The following is a 16,290-nucleotide window of genomic DNA, read 5'->3' as shown; positions in this document are numbered from 1 at the left end:
GTCCTGCCTGCGGTCCCGCATCAGGTGCCGGGGGTCCATGCCTCGTAGTCGCCGGTCGTCACGGCGCGGCGGCCACCGGCATAGTCGTGCCCGGCGGGGCGATAGGCATTGGCCGTGCCGGTCTGGTTGGGCTGGTGGTCCAGCATCCAGGCATGGCGCTTCGTCTCCGGCAGCGGCGCCGGCGCGGTGTGATGCAGCCAGCCATGCCATTCCGGCGGCACCTTGGTGGCTTCCGCCGCACCGGCGAACAGCACCCAGCGGCGCTTGCGGCCATAGGCACGGTAATCGGCCTTGGACTCGTAATAGGCGTTGCCGAAGCGGTCCGTGCCGATCTTGCGGCCGGACAGGGCGGAGGTGAGGCGCAGCAGCACCGACATCGGAGATCCTCGCAGCGGCCCAAGGGGGGACGGCCTGGGGGAGGCCGGCCCGCCATGTGCGGACGTCGGCAGTTTCGCACAATGGGGCCCGCCGCGCAAAATCCGCGGAGCCGATGCGTGTCACCGATTCTGTCCACAGGATGTTGCGGTTCCGGCGCCGCAACACCACCACATACGGCTTCCGTCCCGGCCCGAGGGCCCCTAAGGTGGCGGTATGACAAGCTTGGCCGGGACGATCTGGGACGGAATGGCTCTGTGGCGCACCCGCGCCGCGCCGGACCCGGATTCGAAGCCCCGCGCCGTCGCCCTCCCCGTCTCCTGGGATGAGGAAGCGGCGGAGGCCATTGCCGCCATCGCCCCGGGCCACGCCCCGGTCGCCCTGCCCCGCCTGGCGGAGGGCTGGATCGCGCCCCTCGTCACCCGCGGCCGCCAGCTCGGCATCCTGGCCGATGCGGCGGAAGGGGATCGCATGGCCCATGCGCTGCGCGGCCTGCTTCTGGCGCGCGCGGCGGCGCCGGGGCTCGCCATCTGGCGCGGCGATGCCCGCTCCGCCAGCCGCTTCGTGCTGAACCTGCCGGCCTTCCTGGATGCGGAAGGCGGCTTCGATGCCGGCGCCTATGCCGCCGCCGTCGCGGTCGGCGTCCGGATGCTGGACATCTGGACGGGCGCGAAGTCGCCCCGCCTGTCGATCGGCTTCGCCGACCTCGCCGGCCTGCTGGCGGGCCTGGGCCTTTCCTATGATTCCGCGGAGGCCCGCGCCGTCGGCGCCGCCATCGCCGCCCTGACCCGCGGCGCGGCAGAGGCCGAGTCGGGCCGGATCGCGGAGCGCCTTGGCGCGCGGGAGCCGGTGGCGCTGATCGCCCCCTCCCCGCCCGAAGCGACCGTCGTGCCGGGCCTGGCCGCCGCCGCCCGCGCCGCGCTCGATGAAGCGGCCGGCAGCCTCGGCCTGCGGCACCAGGCGCTGGTCGCCCTCGCCGCCCCGGATGCGGTGGAACGCCTGCTGGGCGCGGAGATCGGCGGCCTGGCCCCGGCCAGTGGGCCGACGCGCCTGTCGCTGGACCGCGAGGGCTGGGTGGCGGAGGTGCCGACCCGCGCCGCGCTCCGCCTCGGCCGGGCGGAGGCCGAGCGCCTCCTCGCCCCCGCCCCCGATTCGACCTGGATCGCCATGGCGCAGGCCATCGCGCCCTTCCTGCATGTCGCGCCGCCGATGCCGCTCGCCAGCGCCGCGCCGGCCAGCGCCCCCGCGCCCCTGCCCGCCCGCGCCACCGGGCTGCCGACGCGGCCGGGCGGCAGCGTTTGGCGCGTCTCGGTCGGCGGCCACAAGGTCGTGCTCCGCACCACGGAGGACGGCGCCGGCAAGCTGTCCGAGGTCTCGATCGCGCTGACCAAGGAAGGTGCGGCCTATCGCAGCCTGATGGATGCGATGCTGCATTCCGTCTCCATCGGGCTGCAGTACGGCGTGGCGCTGGACCATTACGTGGAGGCCCACGCCTATACCCGCTTCGGCCCCGCCGGCGCGGTGGAGGGCGACCCGGCGATCCGCCGCGCGACCTCGGTGCTCGACTGGGCCTTCCGGCGGCTGGCGCTGGACTATCTCGGCCGGCGCGACCTGGCCGATCCCTCGGAAGAGGATTGCGCGCCCGATGCCACGGGGCATGCCGCCGAACAGGCGCCGCTGCTTCCGATGGACCTGCCGGCCTCCCCGGCGCCGCGCACGCGCCGCCGGCAGTTCAAGCTGGTCGGGTAGCGTTTTCCGCCCAGCCGACGCAGTCTCCCGCCCGGCAAGAACGGAGACCGCGCCATGGCTGGAACGATCGAAGGCAACCTCGCGAAGCTCGGCATCACGCTGCCGGTGCCGGCCGCGCCGGTGGCGAACTACATCGCCTACAACATCGTGGGGAATCTGCTGGTCGTCTCCGGCCAGATCCCCTTCGTGGATGGCAAGGTCGCCTTCACCGGCAAGGTCGGCGCTGGCGTTTCCATCGAACAGGGGCAGGAAGCGGCGCGGGTCTGCTTCATCAACCTGGTGGCGCAGGTGAAGGCCGCCTGCGGCGGGGACCTGGATCGCGTGAAGCGCGTGGTGCGCCTCGGCGGCTTCATCGCGGCGGGGCCGGACTTCACGCAGCACGCGGTGGTGATGAACGGCGCTTCCGACCTGGCGGTCGCCGTGTTCGGGGAAGCCGGGCGCCATGCGCGCACCACCATCGGCGTGCCGTCCCTGCCCGCCGATGCCGCGGTGGAAGTGGAAGGGATGTTCGAGATCGCCTGAGGCCGTCTTGAGCATCGCCACCCCGCCCCAAACTGGAGTCGCATGCCCGACACGGCGCCATCCCTGAGCCTTTCGCTCCATCCCTCCATCGCGGACATCCCCGCGCCGGACTGGGATGCCTGCGCGGGGCCGGGGAATCCCTTCGTCAGCCACGCCTTCCTCCTCGCGCTGGAGGAATCGGGCAGCGTGGGGCCGCGGACGGGGTGGCTGCCGCAGCATGCGGCGCTGCGCGACGATGGCGGGCGGCTGCTGGCCTGCGCGCCGATGTATGCGAAGACGCACAGCCAGGGCGAGTACGTCTTCGACCATGGCTGGGCGGATGCCTTCGAGCGTGCGGGCGGCCGCTACTATCCGAAGCTCCAGGTGGCCGCCCCCTTCAGCCCGGTGCCCGGCCCGCGGCTGCTGGTTCGCGAAGGCGCGGGGATCGGGGTGGAGGCGCTGGCCCAGGGGCTGGTGCAGGCCTGCGGGCAGCTCGACCTCTCCTCCATCCACGTCACCTTCTGCGAGGCGCGGGAGTGGGAGGCGCTGGGCCAGGCGGGCTGGCTGCAACGCATCGGCACGCAGTTCCACTGGACCAATGCGGGCTACGGGACCTTCGACGACTTCCTGGCCGCGCTGGCATCCCGCAAGCGGAAGCAGATCAAGCGGGAGCGGCGCGATGCCGAAGCCTCCGGCTTCGTCTGCAAGACCCTGCGCGGGCATGAGATCACGCCCCGGCACTGGGAGGCGTTTCATCGTTTCTACGTCTCCACCTCCGACAAGAAATGGGGCCGCAGCGCGTACTTGAAAAAATCCTTCTGGCCGCTGCTGGGCGAAAGGCTCGGCGACAGGGTCGTGCTGATGGTGGCGGAGCAGGATGGGGAACCCGTCGCCGGCGCGCTGAACCTGCTGGGGCAGGATGCGCTGTATGGCCGCAACTGGGGCTGCCTGGTGGACGCCCCCTTCCTGCATTTCGAGCTCTGCTACTACCGCGCCATCGATTTCGCCATCGAGCACAAGCTGCCCCGCGTGGAGGCCGGCGCCCAGGGCGAGCACAAGATCCAGCGCGGCTACCTGCCCGTGCCGACCTATTCCGCGCATTGGATCGAACATCGCGGGTTGCGCCGCGCGGTGGATGATTTCCTGGCCCAGGAACGCCCCGCGATGATGCGGGAGATCGGGGCACTCGCGGAAATGTCGCCCTTCAAGAGGGATGGCGAAGGCTGAGCGGCGGCTTCTAGGAACCCCTCGAACGGGTGTAGGCTCCGCCCCGTGCTCCTCGCCTATTTCCAGCTGGCGCTGTCCATGGCGTTCGTCGGCGCCAATGTGGGCGTGGCGAAGCTGCTGGCGGCGGACCTGCCCATCCCCATGATCGCGGGCCTGCGCTGCGCGCTGGCCGTGCTGGTGCTGTGGCCGCTGGCGAAAGCCATGGAGGGCCTGCCGCGCATCCAGCGGCGCGGCCTGTGGAACCTGGCACTCCAGGCCTTCTTCGGCACGGTCATCTACAATGCGGGGCTGCTGGCCGGCCTCCGGCTGACCACGGCGCTGGAAGCGGGGCTCGTGCTGGCGACGCTGCCCGCCGTCGTCGCCATCGGCAGCGCCTTGTGGCTGCGGGAAAGGCTGCCGCCGCGGCAATGGGCGGCGGTGGCGCTGGCCGCCTTCGGCATGGCGGCGATCACGCTGGCGCGGCTCGGCAGCGATGGCGCGCATGGCAGCGTGATCGGCAATCTCCTCGTCTTCGGCGGCGTGTGCGGGGAAGCGCTCTATGTGCTGCTCGCCAAGCGCCTGGCGGGCCATGCGCCGGTCGTCACCGCCAGCCTCTGGATGCAGGTGTTCTCCGCGCTGATGCTGCTGCCCTTCTGCATCCCGGTGGCGGGCGCCGTGGTGGCGCTGACGGAACCCGCGACGGCGGGGCTGCTGGTCTTCCATTCTCTGACGGCTTCTGTCCTGTGCCTCCTGCTCTGGTACCAGGGCATCAGACGCGCACCGGCGGGCATCGCCGGCGTCTTCACGGCCTTCCTGCCCGCGACCTCCGCCCTCGTCGCCATCTTCTTCCTGGGAGAGGCCTTCACCGCCACCCATGCCGCGGGTTTTGTTCTGTTGACGGGCAGCATGCTGCTGGCGACCTGGCCTGCCCGGAGGCCGTCGCGGCGGTAGCGGAAAGGCTTCGCCAGCGGCGCGGGGCGCTGTTACGCTCCCCGCGTGAGACGAACCAAAGCCCTGCGCCTGGTGCTCCTCGGGGGCGGTGTGACCACCCTGCTCGCAGCCTGCGGCGACGATGATGCCCGCGCCCAGGAATGCGCGCGGGCGCGGGCGGAACTGCGCCCCAACGCGGAGCAGATCTGCCAGCGCAGCACGTCGCGTTCCTCCTCCTCCTTCTCCCGCTCCTGGTTCAGCGGCCGGACCTCCTCCGCCACCGATAGCGTCAGCCATGGCGGTTCCTCCGCCCGCAGCGGCTTCGGGGGCTCCTCCTCCTCGGGCGGCGGCTGAGCGTGCAGCGCGTCTCGATGGCCCCGCGGCCGGACCTGCGGGAACGCGCCGCGCGGCTCGGCTTCGCCTTCGCGGAAATCGCCGGCGAGCCCTATTGGGACGAGACCGCCTGCTACCGCTTCACAAGCGCCGCGATCGACACGCTGGACGATGCGACGGTGGAGATCGAGGCGCGGTGCCGGGAGGCGGTGGATTATGCCGTGCGACACGGCATGCACGGCCCGCTCGGCATTCCCGCCGGCGCCTGGCCGCTGGTGGAGAAATCCTGGGAGAAGCGGGAACCCTCTCTCTACGGGCGGCTCGACCTGCGCTGGGACGGCACCGGGGCGCCGAAGCTGCTGGAATACAACGCCGACACGCCGACCGCGCTGTTCGAGGCCAGCGTCATCCAGTGGGAATGGCTGCAATGCCTGAGCGAGGGCGAGCCCCGCCCCGCTGACCAGTTCAATTCGATCCATGAGGCGCTGATCGCCGCCTGGCCGACCATGGACCTGCCGGCGCGCGTGCATTTCGCCTGCGTGCGGAACCACGCGGAGGATCGCGGCACTATCGACTACCTCCGCGACACCGCCATCCAGGCGGGGATCGAGGCGCCCTTCCTGTTCATGGACGAGATCGGCTGGGGCCGCGGCCGCTTCCGGGACATGGAGGAGCGGGAGATCGCCGCGATCTTCAAGCTCTACCCCTGGGACTGGCTGCTGGCGGAGCCCTTCGCCGCCAACATCGCCACCGCGCCGACTCGCTGGATCGAGCCCTGCTGGCGCCTCATCCCCGCCTCCAAGGCGTTTCTCTCCCTGCTCTGGTACCTGTTCCCGGACCACCCCAACCTGCTGCCGGCCTTTCTCGAACCCGGGAAGACCGGCGGGCCGGAACTGTCCAAGCCGCTCTGGGGGCGGGAGGGTGCGAACATCACCGCGCCGGGGATCGAGACGCCGGGCCCCTATGCCGCGCAGCCGCGCCTCTGGCAGGAATATGCCGAACTGCCCTGCTTCGATGGCCGCTACCCCGTGATCGGGTCCTGGATCATCGCGGGGCGCGCCTGCGGGATCGGCATCCGGGAGGATGCGACGCCCATCACGCGGGACAGCAGCCGCTTCGTGCCGCACCTCTTCGAGGGAGTGACCCCATCGTGACCAGCCTCGCCACCCTGCCCGGCTTCCTGATCTACTTCATCGTCGGCATCGCGCTGCTGTCGGGGGCGATGGCGGTCTATCTGCGCGTGACGCCCCATGCCGAACTGGCGCTGATCCGCGCGGGGAATGAGGGCGCGGCCATCGGCTTCGCTGGCGCCATGATCGGCTTCGCCCTCCCCATCGCCAGCGCCTTCGCGCATAGCGTGAACATCCTGGATGCCGCGGTCTGGGCGGTGGTGGCGCTGGTGGTACAGACGCTGGCCTTCTTCGTCGCCGCCCGGCTGCTGGGCAGCGGCTGGCGCGAGTCGATGGAAAAGGGGGGGCGTGCCGGATCCGTGCTGAAGGCGGCGGTGGCCATCGCGGTCGGGATGCTGAACGCGGCGTGCTTGAGCACGTAGCTTGAGGGCTTGGTTCGCCTGCACGGGGGCGGAGCTTCTGGCGCGGGACCCGCGCGACACGATCGGGCGCCTGGCCGCCGCCCAGCAATCCCGCGGCTACGCCGGCAGCGTGGACCAGGACTACGCCTGGCAGCAGCAGCTCCATGCCCTGGCCGTGGCGATCGCGGAGGCGGGCGGCCAAGCCTGGACCATCGCGCTGGAATACGACCTGCTGCGCCTGGAAAAGCGCATCGACGCCGTGGTGCTGACGGACCGCGCGATCATCGCGATGGAGTTCAAGACCGCCGCCGCGTCCAGTGCGACCCTGGCAGAGGCCGAGGATTACGCGCTGGATCTGCGCGACTTCCACGCCGGCAGCCGCAGCCATCCCATCCTGCCGGTGCTGGTGGCGGGCACCGGCGGCTTCGCCCCGCCCGTCCAGCCACCGCTGATCTGGCATGGCGTGACGCAGCCCATCGCCTGCGGCAGCGGTGGCCTCGGCGCCGCCTTGCGCTGGGTGCAGTCCACTGCACCGGAACCCGCCACGCCCCTGGATGGCGCGGCCTGGCTCGACGCCCCCTACCGCCCCGTGCCGACCATCGTGGAGGCGGCGACGCTGCTCTATGCCCGCAATGGGGTGCGGGAGATCGCGACGGCGCGGGCGGACGCCGCCAACCTGACGCGCACCGCGCAGGCGATCCGCGACGCGGTGGCGCTGGCGCAGCGGGATGCCGCGAAGATCGTCGTCTTCGTCACCGGCAGCCCCGGCGCGGGCAAGACGCTGTGCGGCCTCAACGCCATCTTCGGCGAGGCGCGGATGGATGGCGCCGCCTTCCTGACCGGCAATGCGCCGCTGGTCACGGTGCTGCGCGCCGCCCTGGCGCGGGATGCGGTGGCGCGTGGCGACTGCAAGCGGCCGGAAGCCGAGCGCCGCGTGAAGGCCGCGCTGCAGAACGTACATCGCTTCCTGGAGGACAATGCCAGGCCCGGCCTGATGGCGCCGCCGCCCGAACGCCTGATCGTCTTCGACGAAGCGCAGCGCGCCTGGGATGAGGCCAAGGCCGTGCTGGGCACGCGCAACAAGCCCTCGACGCTCACGATGAGCGAGCCCGCCCACACCCTCGACATCATGGGCCGCCATGCCGGCTGGGCGGTGATCGTCGCGCTGATCGGCAATGGGCAGGAGATCAACACCGGGGAGGCCGGGCTGTCCGAATGGGGCCGCGTGATCGCCGCCGATCCGCGCTGGCGCGCCGTTGCCGCGCCGCGCGCCGTGCAGGCGGCGGAACCCGCCCAGCGCCTGGCCGACCCCGGCGCGCCCTGGCTGCGCATCGACCCGGCGCTCGACCTCGCGACGCCGATCCGCAGCGTGCGGGAAAGCGCCGGCGCCGCCTGGGTGGACGCCGTGCTTCGCAATGCGGTGGCGGAGGCGCGGGACATCGCCGCGGGCTGCGCCGCCCTGCCCTTCCTCATCACGCGGGACCTGGATGCGATGCGGGGCGAACTGCGCCGCCTGGCGCGCGGGCAGCGCCGTGCGGGGCTTCTCGCCGCCGCGGGTGCCAAGCGGCTGCGGGCGGAGGGCCTTGGCGTGCAGGTGGAGGATGTGGCGGATTGGTTCCTGCGCCGCTGGCCGGACATCCGCGCCTCCGACGCGCTGGAGACGATCGCCACGGAGTATGACTGCCAGGGGCTGGAGCTGGATGTGGCGGGCCTCGCCTGGGGTGGTGACTTCATCCGTGGCGAGGCCGGCTGGCAGGCAAGGCGCTTCATCGGCGCGGCCTGGCAGCGGGACCTCAAGGAATTCGACTTCGTCCGCAACACCTACCGCGTGCTGCTGACCCGCGCGCGGTACGAGACGGTGATCTGGGTACCCCGCGGCAGCGTGGCCGCCACGCCCTTCCACGACCCCACCCGCGATGCCGCGACCTACGATGGCATCGCCGCTTTCCTCGAAGCCTGCGGCGCCCGACCGCTGGCCGCCCCCGCGCCCGTGCAGGACGAAGCCCCCGTCCTGCTGCTATAGCGCGCGCCATGCGCATCCTGCTGACCCTGCTCCTCTTCCTCGCCCCCCCCGCCGCGGCGCAGACGGAGATCAAGCTCGCCACCTGGAACATCGCCTGGCTGACGCTGAAGCCCGCCGGCCACCCCGACCTGCCGCGCGACATCCGCGCGCGGGAGCCGGGCGACTGGACCCTGCTGCGCGGCTACGCCCAGCGCCTGGCAGCCGATGTGATCGCGTTGCAGGAGATCGATGGCGAACAGGCCGCCGCGCGGGTCTTCGACCCCGCCACCTACGCCATCCATCTGACGGATGAGGATGACGTCCAGCGCCCGGGCTTCGCGGTGCGCCGCACGCTGCGCATGATCCCGCAGCGCGACCTGGCGGCGCTCGACCTTCGCGCCGGGGCGCGGCGCAGCCTGCGGCGCAGCCTGCGGCGCGGCGCGGACATCATCGTGGAGGCGCCGAACGGCGCGCGCCTGCGGCTGCTGTCGGTCCATCTCGATGCCGGATGCCGGGAGGATCCCTTCGGCGCCGGGGCCTCCCGCGATTGCCAGGGGCTGCAGCGCCAGGCCGAGATCATCGCCCAATGGGCGGAGGCACGGCGGCGGGAGGGCATGGCCTTCGCCATCCTCGGCGACTTCAACCGGCGCATGGGCGCGGGCGACGACTTCCTCCGCATCATCGAGGAAGCGGCGCCGGTGGCGCGGCCGACCGAGGGCCTGTCATCCCCCTGCTGGGCGGATTCGAGGGGCGGGCGCCCCTTCATCAGCCACCTGCTGCTGGGCGGCCCCGCCCGGGAATGGGCGGTGCCGCGCAGCCTGTCGGTCCTGACCTATGCCGAGCGCGATCGCAGCTACCGCGATCGCCTGTCCGATCATTGTCCCGTCTCCATCCGGATGCGGCTGCCGTAGCGGCGCAAGCCGTGCCACCATCGCCGCATGCGCCAGTTTGCCCGGCTTACCCTCCCGCTCGCCGGGCTCAACTTCGTCAACCAGGCCTCGCGGACCATGATCGCGGTGGTCGGGCCGCTGCTGGCGCTGGAATTCGGCCTGAGCGCCAGTGAACTCGGCCTGCTGGCCGCGGTGTTCTTCGCGGGATACGGGCTGGCGCAATTGCCGGTGGGGCTGGCGATCGACCTCTGGGGATCGCGGCGCGTTCAGACGGTGCTGGGCATCATCGCGGCGCTGGGCTTCGTGATCTGCGCGGTGGCGCCGGGCCCGGCCTGGCTGGCGGTGGGGCGGGCAGTGACGGGGCTTGGCGTCTCGGCCGGGCTGATCGCCATGCTGAAGATCAACACGCAATGGTACCCGAAGGACCGGGTGGCGGGGATGACCGGGCTCGGCATCTTCGTCGGCTCCTGCGGCAGCGTCGCCGCCACCGTCCCGGTCGCGCTGCTGGTGCCGGAGATCGGCTGGCGCGGCGTCTTCGTGGTGCTGTCGCTGCTGACGGTCTGCGTCGCGGGCTGGATCTGGACCAGCGTGCCAGACGGGGGGCCCGATCACGCGCCGGGCGCCGCGCCGCCGCCGCGCCGGTCCTTCGGGCGGGAGATCGCGGAATTCGGCAAGATCTTCGCCCACCCCGCCTTCCTGCGCTTCGCCCCCGCCATCGCGCTGCTGTCGGCGCTGAACTTCACCTATCAGGGCCTCTGGGCGGGGCCATGGCTCCGGGACGTGGCGCTGATGGATGACGCTGCGCGGGCGCTGCTGCTGCTGGCCTATTCGGCGGGGCTGATGGTGGGCAGCGCCGGCACCGGCCAGGCGGCGTCCTTCCTGCAACGGCGCGGCGCGGGGCCGATGCTGGTGCCGCTGGTGGCCATGGGCATCATCGCCGTGGTGCAGCTGCTGCTGATCTTCCTGCCCTGGCGCGACCCCGTGACGCTGGGCGTGCTGTGGTTCACCTTCGCGCTCGCGGCCTCCGCCGGGCCTTCCGGCTATGCCGCCATCGGGCAGCGCTTCGGGCCGGAACTGGCGGGGCGGGTCGCCACCGCCATCAATGCGTCGATGCTCGGCCTGGTCTTCCTGTTGCAGAATGCCATCGGATGGATCCTGGACCTCTGGCCGCGCGTTGCGACCGGCGGCTGGGACCCCGCCGGTTACGGCTGGGCACTCGGCATGACGGTGGCGCTGCAGGTGCTGACGATGCTGTGGATGCTGACGCCCGGGCGACGCGGCTGAGACGGGAGACACGCGATTGGAAAAGCGGATCGAGAAGCTGCTGTCCCGCTACCGGGTCGAAGGCGGCAAGTTCCGCCTGAAGGATTTCGACCCCGCCGATACCGGCGGCCTCGACCTGAAGAAGGAGGAAGCCTCCGCGCTGCTGAAGGAGGGGGTGGATGCCCTCTCCGCCCACCAGGACATGCTCTACGCGCAGGATCGCTGGTCCGTGCTGTGCATCTTCCAGGCGATGGATGCGGCGGGGAAGGATGGCGCGATCAAGCACGTCTTTTCCGGCGTGAACCCGCAGGGATGCCATGTCGTGTCCTTCAAGGCGCCGACCTCGACGGAGCTGGACCATGATTTCCTGTGGCGCCATTCCATCGCCCTGCCGTCCCGCGGCCAGATCGGCATCCATAACCGCAGCTGGTACGAGGAAGTGCTGGTGGCGCGGGTCCACCCCACGATCCTGGAGCACCAGAAGCTGCCGCCCCGCCTGGTCGGCAAGAAGATCTGGGACCAGCGGCTGGAGGATATCGCGGCCTATGAGCGGTACCTCGGCCGGCAGGGCACGGTGGTGCTGAAGTTCTTCCTGCATGTGAGCCCGGAGGAGCAGAAGCGCCGCTTCCTGTCCCGCATCGAGGAGCCGGAGAAGAACTGGAAGTTCAGCGCCGCCGACGTCCAGGAACGCCAGCACTGGGACGCCTACCAGGACGCCTACCAGCAGGCGATCCGCGCCACCGCGACGAAGGAGGCGCCGTGGTACGTGGTGCCGGCGGACCGGAAGTGGTTCACACGCCTGGTCGTCGTCGCCGCCATCGGGCGGGCGATGGAGGGGCTCGGCCTGCACTACCCCGTGGTGAGCGACGCGCAGCGCGCCGCCCTGGCCCAGGCGCGAGAGGACCTCGGCCCCTGAGGCGCGCGCTGCTCGCCCTGCCGCTGCTGGCCGCCGCCTGTTCGCCGGCGCGGATCGCGGGGGCGCTGACGCCGCGCGGCGGTGCGGTGACGCGGGAGGGCCTGGCCTATGGCCCCCTGCCCCGCCAACGGCTGGACCTGGTGCTGCCCGCGACGGTGACGGCGCGGACCCCGCTGGTGGTCTTCTTCCATGGCGGCGGCTGGACCAGTGGCGGGCGGGGTGACTACGGTTTTCTCGCCCGGACCTTGGCGGCCCAGGGTATCGCGGTGGCGGTGCCGGATTACCGGCTGTGGCCCGCCGGGCGCTGGCCGCATTTCGTGGAGGATGGCGCGCGCGCCGTCGCCTGGCTGCGTGGCGAGATGCCGGACCGGCCGATCTTCGTCATGGGCCACTCCGCCGGCGGCTTCATCGCGGCTGCGCTCGCGCTGGACCCGCGCTGGTTGGATGCCGCGGGGGCAACGCGGGACGCGCTGGCCGGCGGCGTGCTGCTGGCCGCCCCCATCGCCTGGCAGCCGGATGAGGAACCCACGATCAGCATCTTTGCCCATGCCCCCGGCGGCCGGATCGCGGCGGTGTCGCGGCCGGAGGACCTGGCCGGCGCGCCGCCGATGCTGCTGCTGCATGGGGCGGATGACCGGGTGGTGGGGCCGTTCCACGCGGTGGACCTGGCGCGCGACCTGCGCGCTGCCGGGCGGCCGGTGACGCTGCTCGTCTACCCGGGCGTGGAGCATGTGGGCGTGCTGTCCGCCATGGCGGCGCCGGTGCGCGCGCTGGGCCTTGCGAAGGCGCCGGTGTTCGAGACGGTGGTGGGGTTTCTTCAGCCGTCAGGTTGAGGGCGGCAGCAGGCCGAAGTCTCGGCCGAAGGCATCGAAGGCCGCGGGGAGTTCGGCCAGCAGGCGGCGCGCGGCCTCCACGGCCGGGGCGGCGCGGATCAACTTGAAGCCGATATAGCCATGCACCGCCACGTGCCGGAACCGCCTCAATTCATCCAACTCGGCATGGAGATGACGCGCAAAGGCGGGGCGCCCGCGGGACGGGTTGATCGCCATCACCAGGAGGTCCTCATGCCAGTTACTGCCTACCGGTTTCGGATCGCCCGCATAGGCCAGCATGCGCAGCATGACCTGCTCCATGCTGGCATAGGCGTCCTGGAGGCATTTCTGGATCGCCTTCTCCTCGATGCGCCGGCCACGCCCCGGGGCCGCCGCCGAATGCTCGTCCCAGAGCGAGATGGCGAGGCTCAGATCGTCGATAGCCGCATCGCGGAGGCGCTGGATCGGTGTCCAACGCGGGTCAGGCGCCACAGGGGATTCCGTCACGCTGCGCCTCCTCCTGGATGAAGTCGGCCAGATCCTCCCACAGCATCACATCCCCCCGCAGCCGCAGCGCCCGGCAGGCGTCGCAGGCGGCGCTCTCGGCCTCCGCCCAGTCCCGCCCGGCGCCCACGATGGCGATGTCCGCGTCACTCCCCCGCCGCGCTGTACCGCGGGCCAGCGAGCCGAACAGGATGTAGTGCCAGGGCTTCCCCTGCGCCGCCGCCGTCAGCGCCGCGATCAGCGGCGTGCGGGCGGCGGCGAGGTGGGCGGCCTCCGCCCGGTCGATGTCCTGGATGGTCGGCATGGCGGGGCCACCCTATCACATCGGCGGTCAGCCCTGCCCGGCGCCGTCCATCGCATCCAGCACATGCAGCGAATAGGTCAGCGCGGCGCCGGCGTTCAGCGCCACGGCGACGCCCAGCGCCTCCGCAATCTCCTCCTTCGTCGCGCCCAGCGCCTTGGCCTTGCGGACATGGGCGTCGATGCAGCCCTGGCAGCGCGTGGTGACGGCGACGGCGAGGGCGATGAACTCCCGCGTCTTGGCATCGATATGCTTGGTGGAGGAGGCCCCGCGGCTCAGCGCGCCGAACCCTTTCATCAGTTCGGGATGGATCTGCCCCAACTCCTTGCCGCGTTCGCGCAGCGCGCCGCTGTATTCGTCCCAATCGGTCACGCGGGTATCGGTGGTCATGGCTCTCTCTCCCAGACAGGCAAAAGGCGCCTCCGGTCAACCGGAGACGCCTTCGCATCATAGACCGCGGCAGCCTGAGGAAAGCTACTCGGCGGTTTCGGGTTCCTTCTCGGCCTCGCCGTCGCCGCTATCCTCGGGCTTGGGCAAAGCGGGCGGCGCGGCCTCGACATAATCGAAGACCAGCACGCCGTCCTTCAGGCCGACCTTCACGGAGCCGCCCTTCACCAGGCGGCCGAAGAGCAGTTCCTCCGCCAGCGGCTTCTTCACCACTTCCTGGATCACGCGGGCCAGCGGCCGCGCGCCGTAGAGCGGCTCGTAGCCCCGCTCCGCCAGCCATTCGCGGGCCGCGCTGGAGAGTTCGATCGTCACGTTGCGGTCGGCGAGCTGCGCCTCCAGCTGCATGACGAACTTGTCCACCACCCGGCCCACGATCTCCGGCGACAGCCCCGCGAAGGGGATGACGGCGTCGAGCCGGTTGCGGAATTCCGGCGTGAACATCCGCTTGATGGCGTCCTCATCCTCGCCGAGGCGCACCGTGCGCTCGAACCCGATGGTGGGCTTGGCCATGTCGGCGGCGCCGGCATTGGTGGTCATGATGAGGATGACGTTGCGGAAATCGACGGTCTTGCCGTTGTGGTCCGTCAGCTTCCCGTGGTCCATCACCTGCAGCAGGATGTTGAAGAGGTCCTGGTGCGCCTTCTCGATCTCATCGAGCAGCAGCACGCAATGCGGGTGCTGGTCGATGCCATCGGTCAGCAGGCCGCCCTGGTCGAAGCCGACATAGCCTGGCGGCGCGCCGATGAGGCGGGAGACGCTGTGGCGCTCCATGTATTCTGACATGTCGAAGCGGATCAGCTCGATGCCCAGCGTCTTGGACAGCTGCTTCGCCACTTCGGTCTTGCCGACGCCGGTCGGGCCGCTGAACAGGTAGTTGCCGATCGGCTTCTCCGCATCCCGCAGCCCGGCGCGGGACAGCTTGATGGCGGCGGAGAGCGCATCGATCGCCTTGTCCTGGCCGAAGACCATCGACTTCAAATCGCGCTCCAGCGTGCGGAGCGTCTCCTTGTCGTCGTTGGAGACGGTCTTGGGAGGGATGCGGGCGATCTTGGCGACGATCTCCTCCACATCCTTCAGCGTGACCGTCTTCCGGCGCTTGTTCTCCGGCAGCAGCATGCGGGAGGCACCGACTTCGTCGATCACGTCGATCGCCTTGTCCGGCAGCTTCCGGTCGTGGATGTACTTGGCGGACAACTCCACGGCGGCGCGGATGGCTTCCGGCGTGTAGCGGACCTTGTGGTGCTTCTCGTAGTTGGTCTTGAGGCCCTGGAGGATCTTGATCGCGTCCTCCAGAGTCGGCTCGTTCACGTCGATCTTCTGGAAGCGCCGCACCAAGGCGCGGTCCTTCTCGAAGTGCTGGCGGTATTCCTTGTAGGTGGTGCTGCCGATGCAGCGCAGCGTGCCCTGGGCCAAAGCGGGCTTCAGCAGGTTGGAGGCATCCATCGCGCCGCCGCTGGTCGCACCCGCGCCGATCACCGTGTGGATCTCGTCGATGAACAGGATGCTGCCGGGCTGCTGTTCGAGTTCGTTGACCACGGCCTTCAGCCGTTCCTCGAAATCGCCGCGGTAGCGGGTGCCGGCCAGCAGGGACCCCATGTCCAGCGCGAAGATGGTGGATTTCGCGAGCACCTCGGGCACGTCGCCCTCGATGATCCGCTTGGCAAGCCCCTCGGCAATGGCGGTCTTCCCGACGCCGGGATCGCCCACATACAGGGGATTGTTCTTGGTGCGGCGGCAGAGGATCTGGATCGTGCGCTCGATCTCGGAGTCGCGGCCGATCAGCGGGTCGATCTTCCCGGCCTGCGCCTTCTTGTTCAGGTTCACGCAGTAGTTGGTCAGCGCGTCCTGGCCACGCGGCGCATTGCCGCGCTGGGGCTTCTCCTCCTTCTCCGGGGTTTCCTCCGGGGTCTGGGGGGTGCCCTGCACGGGGCGGCTGGCGCTGCGGCCGGGGGCCTTGGCGATGCCGTGGCTGATGAAGTTCACCGCATCCAGCCGCGTCATGTCCTGCAGCTGCAGGAAGTAGACCGCATGGCTCTCCCGTTCGGAGAACAGGGCGACGAGGACATTGGCCCCCGTCACCTCATCCCGTCCGGAGGATTGCACATGGATGGCGGCGCGCTGGACGACGCGCTGGAAGCCGGCGGTCGGCTTCGCATCGCCGGCGCGGTCGGAGACGAGGCCGGCGAGGTCCTTGTCCAGGAACTCCGCGAGGTCGCGCTTCAGCTTGTCATTGTCGACCCCACAGGCGCGCAGCACGGTGGCGGCGTCCGTATCGTCGGCGAGGGCGAGGAGGAGATGTTCGAGAGTCGCGTATTCGTGCCGGCGGTCATTGGCGAGGCCGAGGGCTCGGTGGAGCGTCTGCTCGAGGTTGCGGGACAGCATGGTCTGACGCTCCCTAACGGGTGGCCTGGGCGTTCAACGGAACGCTGCGGCGCGGGTTGCCCTCAATGTGGTCGCTCCCTCCTGCTTCGGACAGTCCCCCGCAGGCCGGTTTGCCCGGCCTTCCTTCCATCCGCCGCCCGGGAGATGG

At 70.8% G+C, this 16,290-nt stretch carries 17 protein-coding genes; 12 read left to right on the top strand and 5 right to left on the bottom strand.

Annotation, left to right across the window (positions count from 1 at the left end):
* Positions 1-20: 20 nt before the first annotated feature.
* On the bottom strand, positions 21-377 hold the full coding sequence (locus BM041_RS21925) for an NADH:ubiquinone oxidoreductase subunit NDUFA12 (RefSeq protein WP_092962039.1): 357 nt from the start codon (positions 375-377) through the stop codon (positions 21-23).
* A 247-nt stretch (positions 378-624) separates the two neighbouring features.
* Here BM041_RS21925 and BM041_RS21920 point away from each other — a divergent pair, with 247 nt between their 5' ends.
* From BM041_RS21920 to BM041_RS21865, 12 genes are all read left to right on the top strand, one after another.
* Positions 625-2,124 carry a TSCPD domain-containing protein gene (locus BM041_RS21920; protein ID WP_092962038.1) on the top strand — a complete coding sequence of 500 codons (1,500 nt, stop codon included), beginning with the start codon at positions 625-627 and terminating at the stop codon, positions 2,122-2,124.
* Positions 2,125-2,178: 54 nt separating this feature from the next.
* Positions 2,179-2,646 (top strand): RidA family protein, encoded by a 468-nt coding sequence (locus BM041_RS21915; protein ID WP_092962037.1) that lies wholly within the window; start codon positions 2,179-2,181, stop codon positions 2,644-2,646.
* Positions 2,647-2,688: 42 nt separating this feature from the next.
* Positions 2,689-3,852, top strand: coding sequence for a GNAT family N-acetyltransferase (locus BM041_RS21910; RefSeq protein ID WP_092962036.1), 1,164 nt, complete (start codon positions 2,689-2,691; stop codon positions 3,850-3,852).
* A 45-nt stretch (positions 3,853-3,897) separates the two neighbouring features.
* The gene (locus BM041_RS21905; protein ID WP_092962035.1) at positions 3,898-4,782 is read left to right on the top strand and encodes a DMT family transporter; all 885 of its coding nucleotides are present in this window, start codon (positions 3,898-3,900) and stop codon (positions 4,780-4,782) included.
* A 45-nt stretch (positions 4,783-4,827) separates the two neighbouring features.
* The gene (locus tag BM041_RS21900) at positions 4,828-5,115 is read left to right on the top strand and encodes a hypothetical protein (RefSeq protein WP_175534081.1); all 288 of its coding nucleotides are present in this window, start codon (positions 4,828-4,830) and stop codon (positions 5,113-5,115) included.
* A gap of 2 nt (positions 5,116-5,117) precedes the next feature.
* Entirely contained in the window at positions 5,118-6,248 is a 1,131-nt protein-coding gene (locus BM041_RS21895; protein WP_092962033.1) for a glutathionylspermidine synthase family protein, read from the top strand.
* Positions 6,245-6,646, top strand: a complete 402-nt coding sequence (locus BM041_RS21890; RefSeq protein ID WP_217648800.1) for a DUF350 domain-containing protein — start codon at positions 6,245-6,247, stop codon at positions 6,644-6,646. The genes BM041_RS21895 and BM041_RS21890 overlap by 4 nt, the downstream gene beginning before the upstream one ends.
* Before the next feature lies 1 nt (position 6,647).
* Entirely contained in the window at positions 6,648-8,648 is a 2,001-nt protein-coding gene (locus BM041_RS21885; RefSeq protein ID WP_092962032.1) for a DNA/RNA helicase domain-containing protein, read from the top strand.
* A gap of 8 nt (positions 8,649-8,656) precedes the next feature.
* Positions 8,657-9,538, top strand: coding sequence for an endonuclease/exonuclease/phosphatase family protein (locus BM041_RS21880; protein WP_092962031.1), 882 nt, complete (start codon positions 8,657-8,659; stop codon positions 9,536-9,538).
* A 27-nt stretch (positions 9,539-9,565) separates the two neighbouring features.
* A complete protein-coding gene (locus BM041_RS21875) occupies positions 9,566-10,801 on the top strand; it encodes an MFS transporter (protein ID WP_092962030.1) in 1,236 nt (411 codons plus the stop codon).
* Positions 10,802-10,817: 16 nt separating this feature from the next.
* Positions 10,818-11,696 carry a polyphosphate kinase 2 family protein gene (locus BM041_RS21870; protein ID WP_092962029.1) on the top strand — a complete coding sequence of 293 codons (879 nt, stop codon included), beginning with the start codon at positions 10,818-10,820 and terminating at the stop codon, positions 11,694-11,696.
* Between the two features lie 86 nt (positions 11,697-11,782).
* On the top strand, positions 11,783-12,529 hold the full coding sequence (locus BM041_RS21865; protein ID WP_175534080.1) for an alpha/beta hydrolase: 747 nt from the start codon (positions 11,783-11,785) through the stop codon (positions 12,527-12,529).
* On the opposite strand, the gene BM041_RS21860 is transcribed toward BM041_RS21865, so the two are convergent.
* The 4 genes from BM041_RS21860 to clpA all read right to left on the bottom strand — a co-directional run bounded on the left by BM041_RS21860 (position 12,521) and on the right by clpA (position 16,142).
* Complete coding sequence (locus BM041_RS21860; protein WP_139226142.1) at positions 12,521-13,015, bottom strand: ribonuclease toxin HepT-like protein; 495 nt, start codon at positions 13,013-13,015, stop codon at positions 12,521-12,523. The genes BM041_RS21865 and BM041_RS21860 overlap by 9 nt on opposite strands.
* On the bottom strand, positions 12,990-13,316 hold the full coding sequence (locus BM041_RS21855) for a nucleotidyltransferase family protein (protein ID WP_092962026.1): 327 nt from the start codon (positions 13,314-13,316) through the stop codon (positions 12,990-12,992). Before BM041_RS21855 ends, BM041_RS21860 begins: the two co-directional genes overlap by 26 nt.
* A 27-nt stretch (positions 13,317-13,343) precedes the next feature.
* Positions 13,344-13,685 carry a carboxymuconolactone decarboxylase family protein gene (locus BM041_RS21850; RefSeq protein WP_245762222.1) on the bottom strand — a complete coding sequence of 114 codons (342 nt, stop codon included), beginning with the start codon at positions 13,683-13,685 and terminating at the stop codon, positions 13,344-13,346.
* Positions 13,686-13,787: 102 nt separating this feature from the next.
* Entirely contained in the window at positions 13,788-16,142 is a 2,355-nt protein-coding gene (clpA, locus tag BM041_RS21845; protein ID WP_092962024.1) for an ATP-dependent Clp protease ATP-binding subunit ClpA, read from the bottom strand.
* Positions 16,143-16,290: the final 148 nt, after the last annotated feature.

The sequence above is a fragment of the Falsiroseomonas stagni DSM 19981 genome (assembly GCF_900114315.1).
GTDB classification, from domain to species: Bacteria; Pseudomonadota; Alphaproteobacteria; order Acetobacterales; family Acetobacteraceae; genus Falsiroseomonas; species Falsiroseomonas stagni.
This window is presented reverse-complemented; position numbering and strand designations above follow the sequence as displayed.

What these genes read in the sequence shown, in the direction of transcription:
- BM041_RS21855 (WP_092962026.1), bottom strand. Translation starts at nt 13,316, where the DNA reads ATGCCGACCATCCAGGACATCGACCGGGCGGAGGCCGCCCACCTCGCC.
- clpA (WP_092962024.1), bottom strand. Translation starts at nt 16,142, where the DNA reads ATGCTGTCCCGCAACCTCGAGCAGACGCTCCACCGAGCCCTCGGCCTC.
- BM041_RS21925 (WP_092962039.1), bottom strand. Translation starts at nt 377, where the DNA reads ATGTCGGTGCTGCTGCGCCTCACCTCCGCCCTGTCCGGCCGCAAGATC.
- BM041_RS21915 (WP_092962037.1), top strand. Translation starts at nt 2,179, where the DNA reads ATGGCTGGAACGATCGAAGGCAACCTCGCGAAGCTCGGCATCACGCTG.
- BM041_RS21880 (WP_092962031.1), top strand. Translation starts at nt 8,657, where the DNA reads ATGCGCATCCTGCTGACCCTGCTCCTCTTCCTCGCCCCCCCCGCCGCG.
- BM041_RS21875 (WP_092962030.1), top strand. Translation starts at nt 9,566, where the DNA reads ATGCGCCAGTTTGCCCGGCTTACCCTCCCGCTCGCCGGGCTCAACTTC.
- BM041_RS21920 (WP_092962038.1), top strand. Translation starts at nt 625, where the DNA reads ATGGCTCTGTGGCGCACCCGCGCCGCGCCGGACCCGGATTCGAAGCCC.
- BM041_RS21910 (WP_092962036.1), top strand. Translation starts at nt 2,689, where the DNA reads ATGCCCGACACGGCGCCATCCCTGAGCCTTTCGCTCCATCCCTCCATC.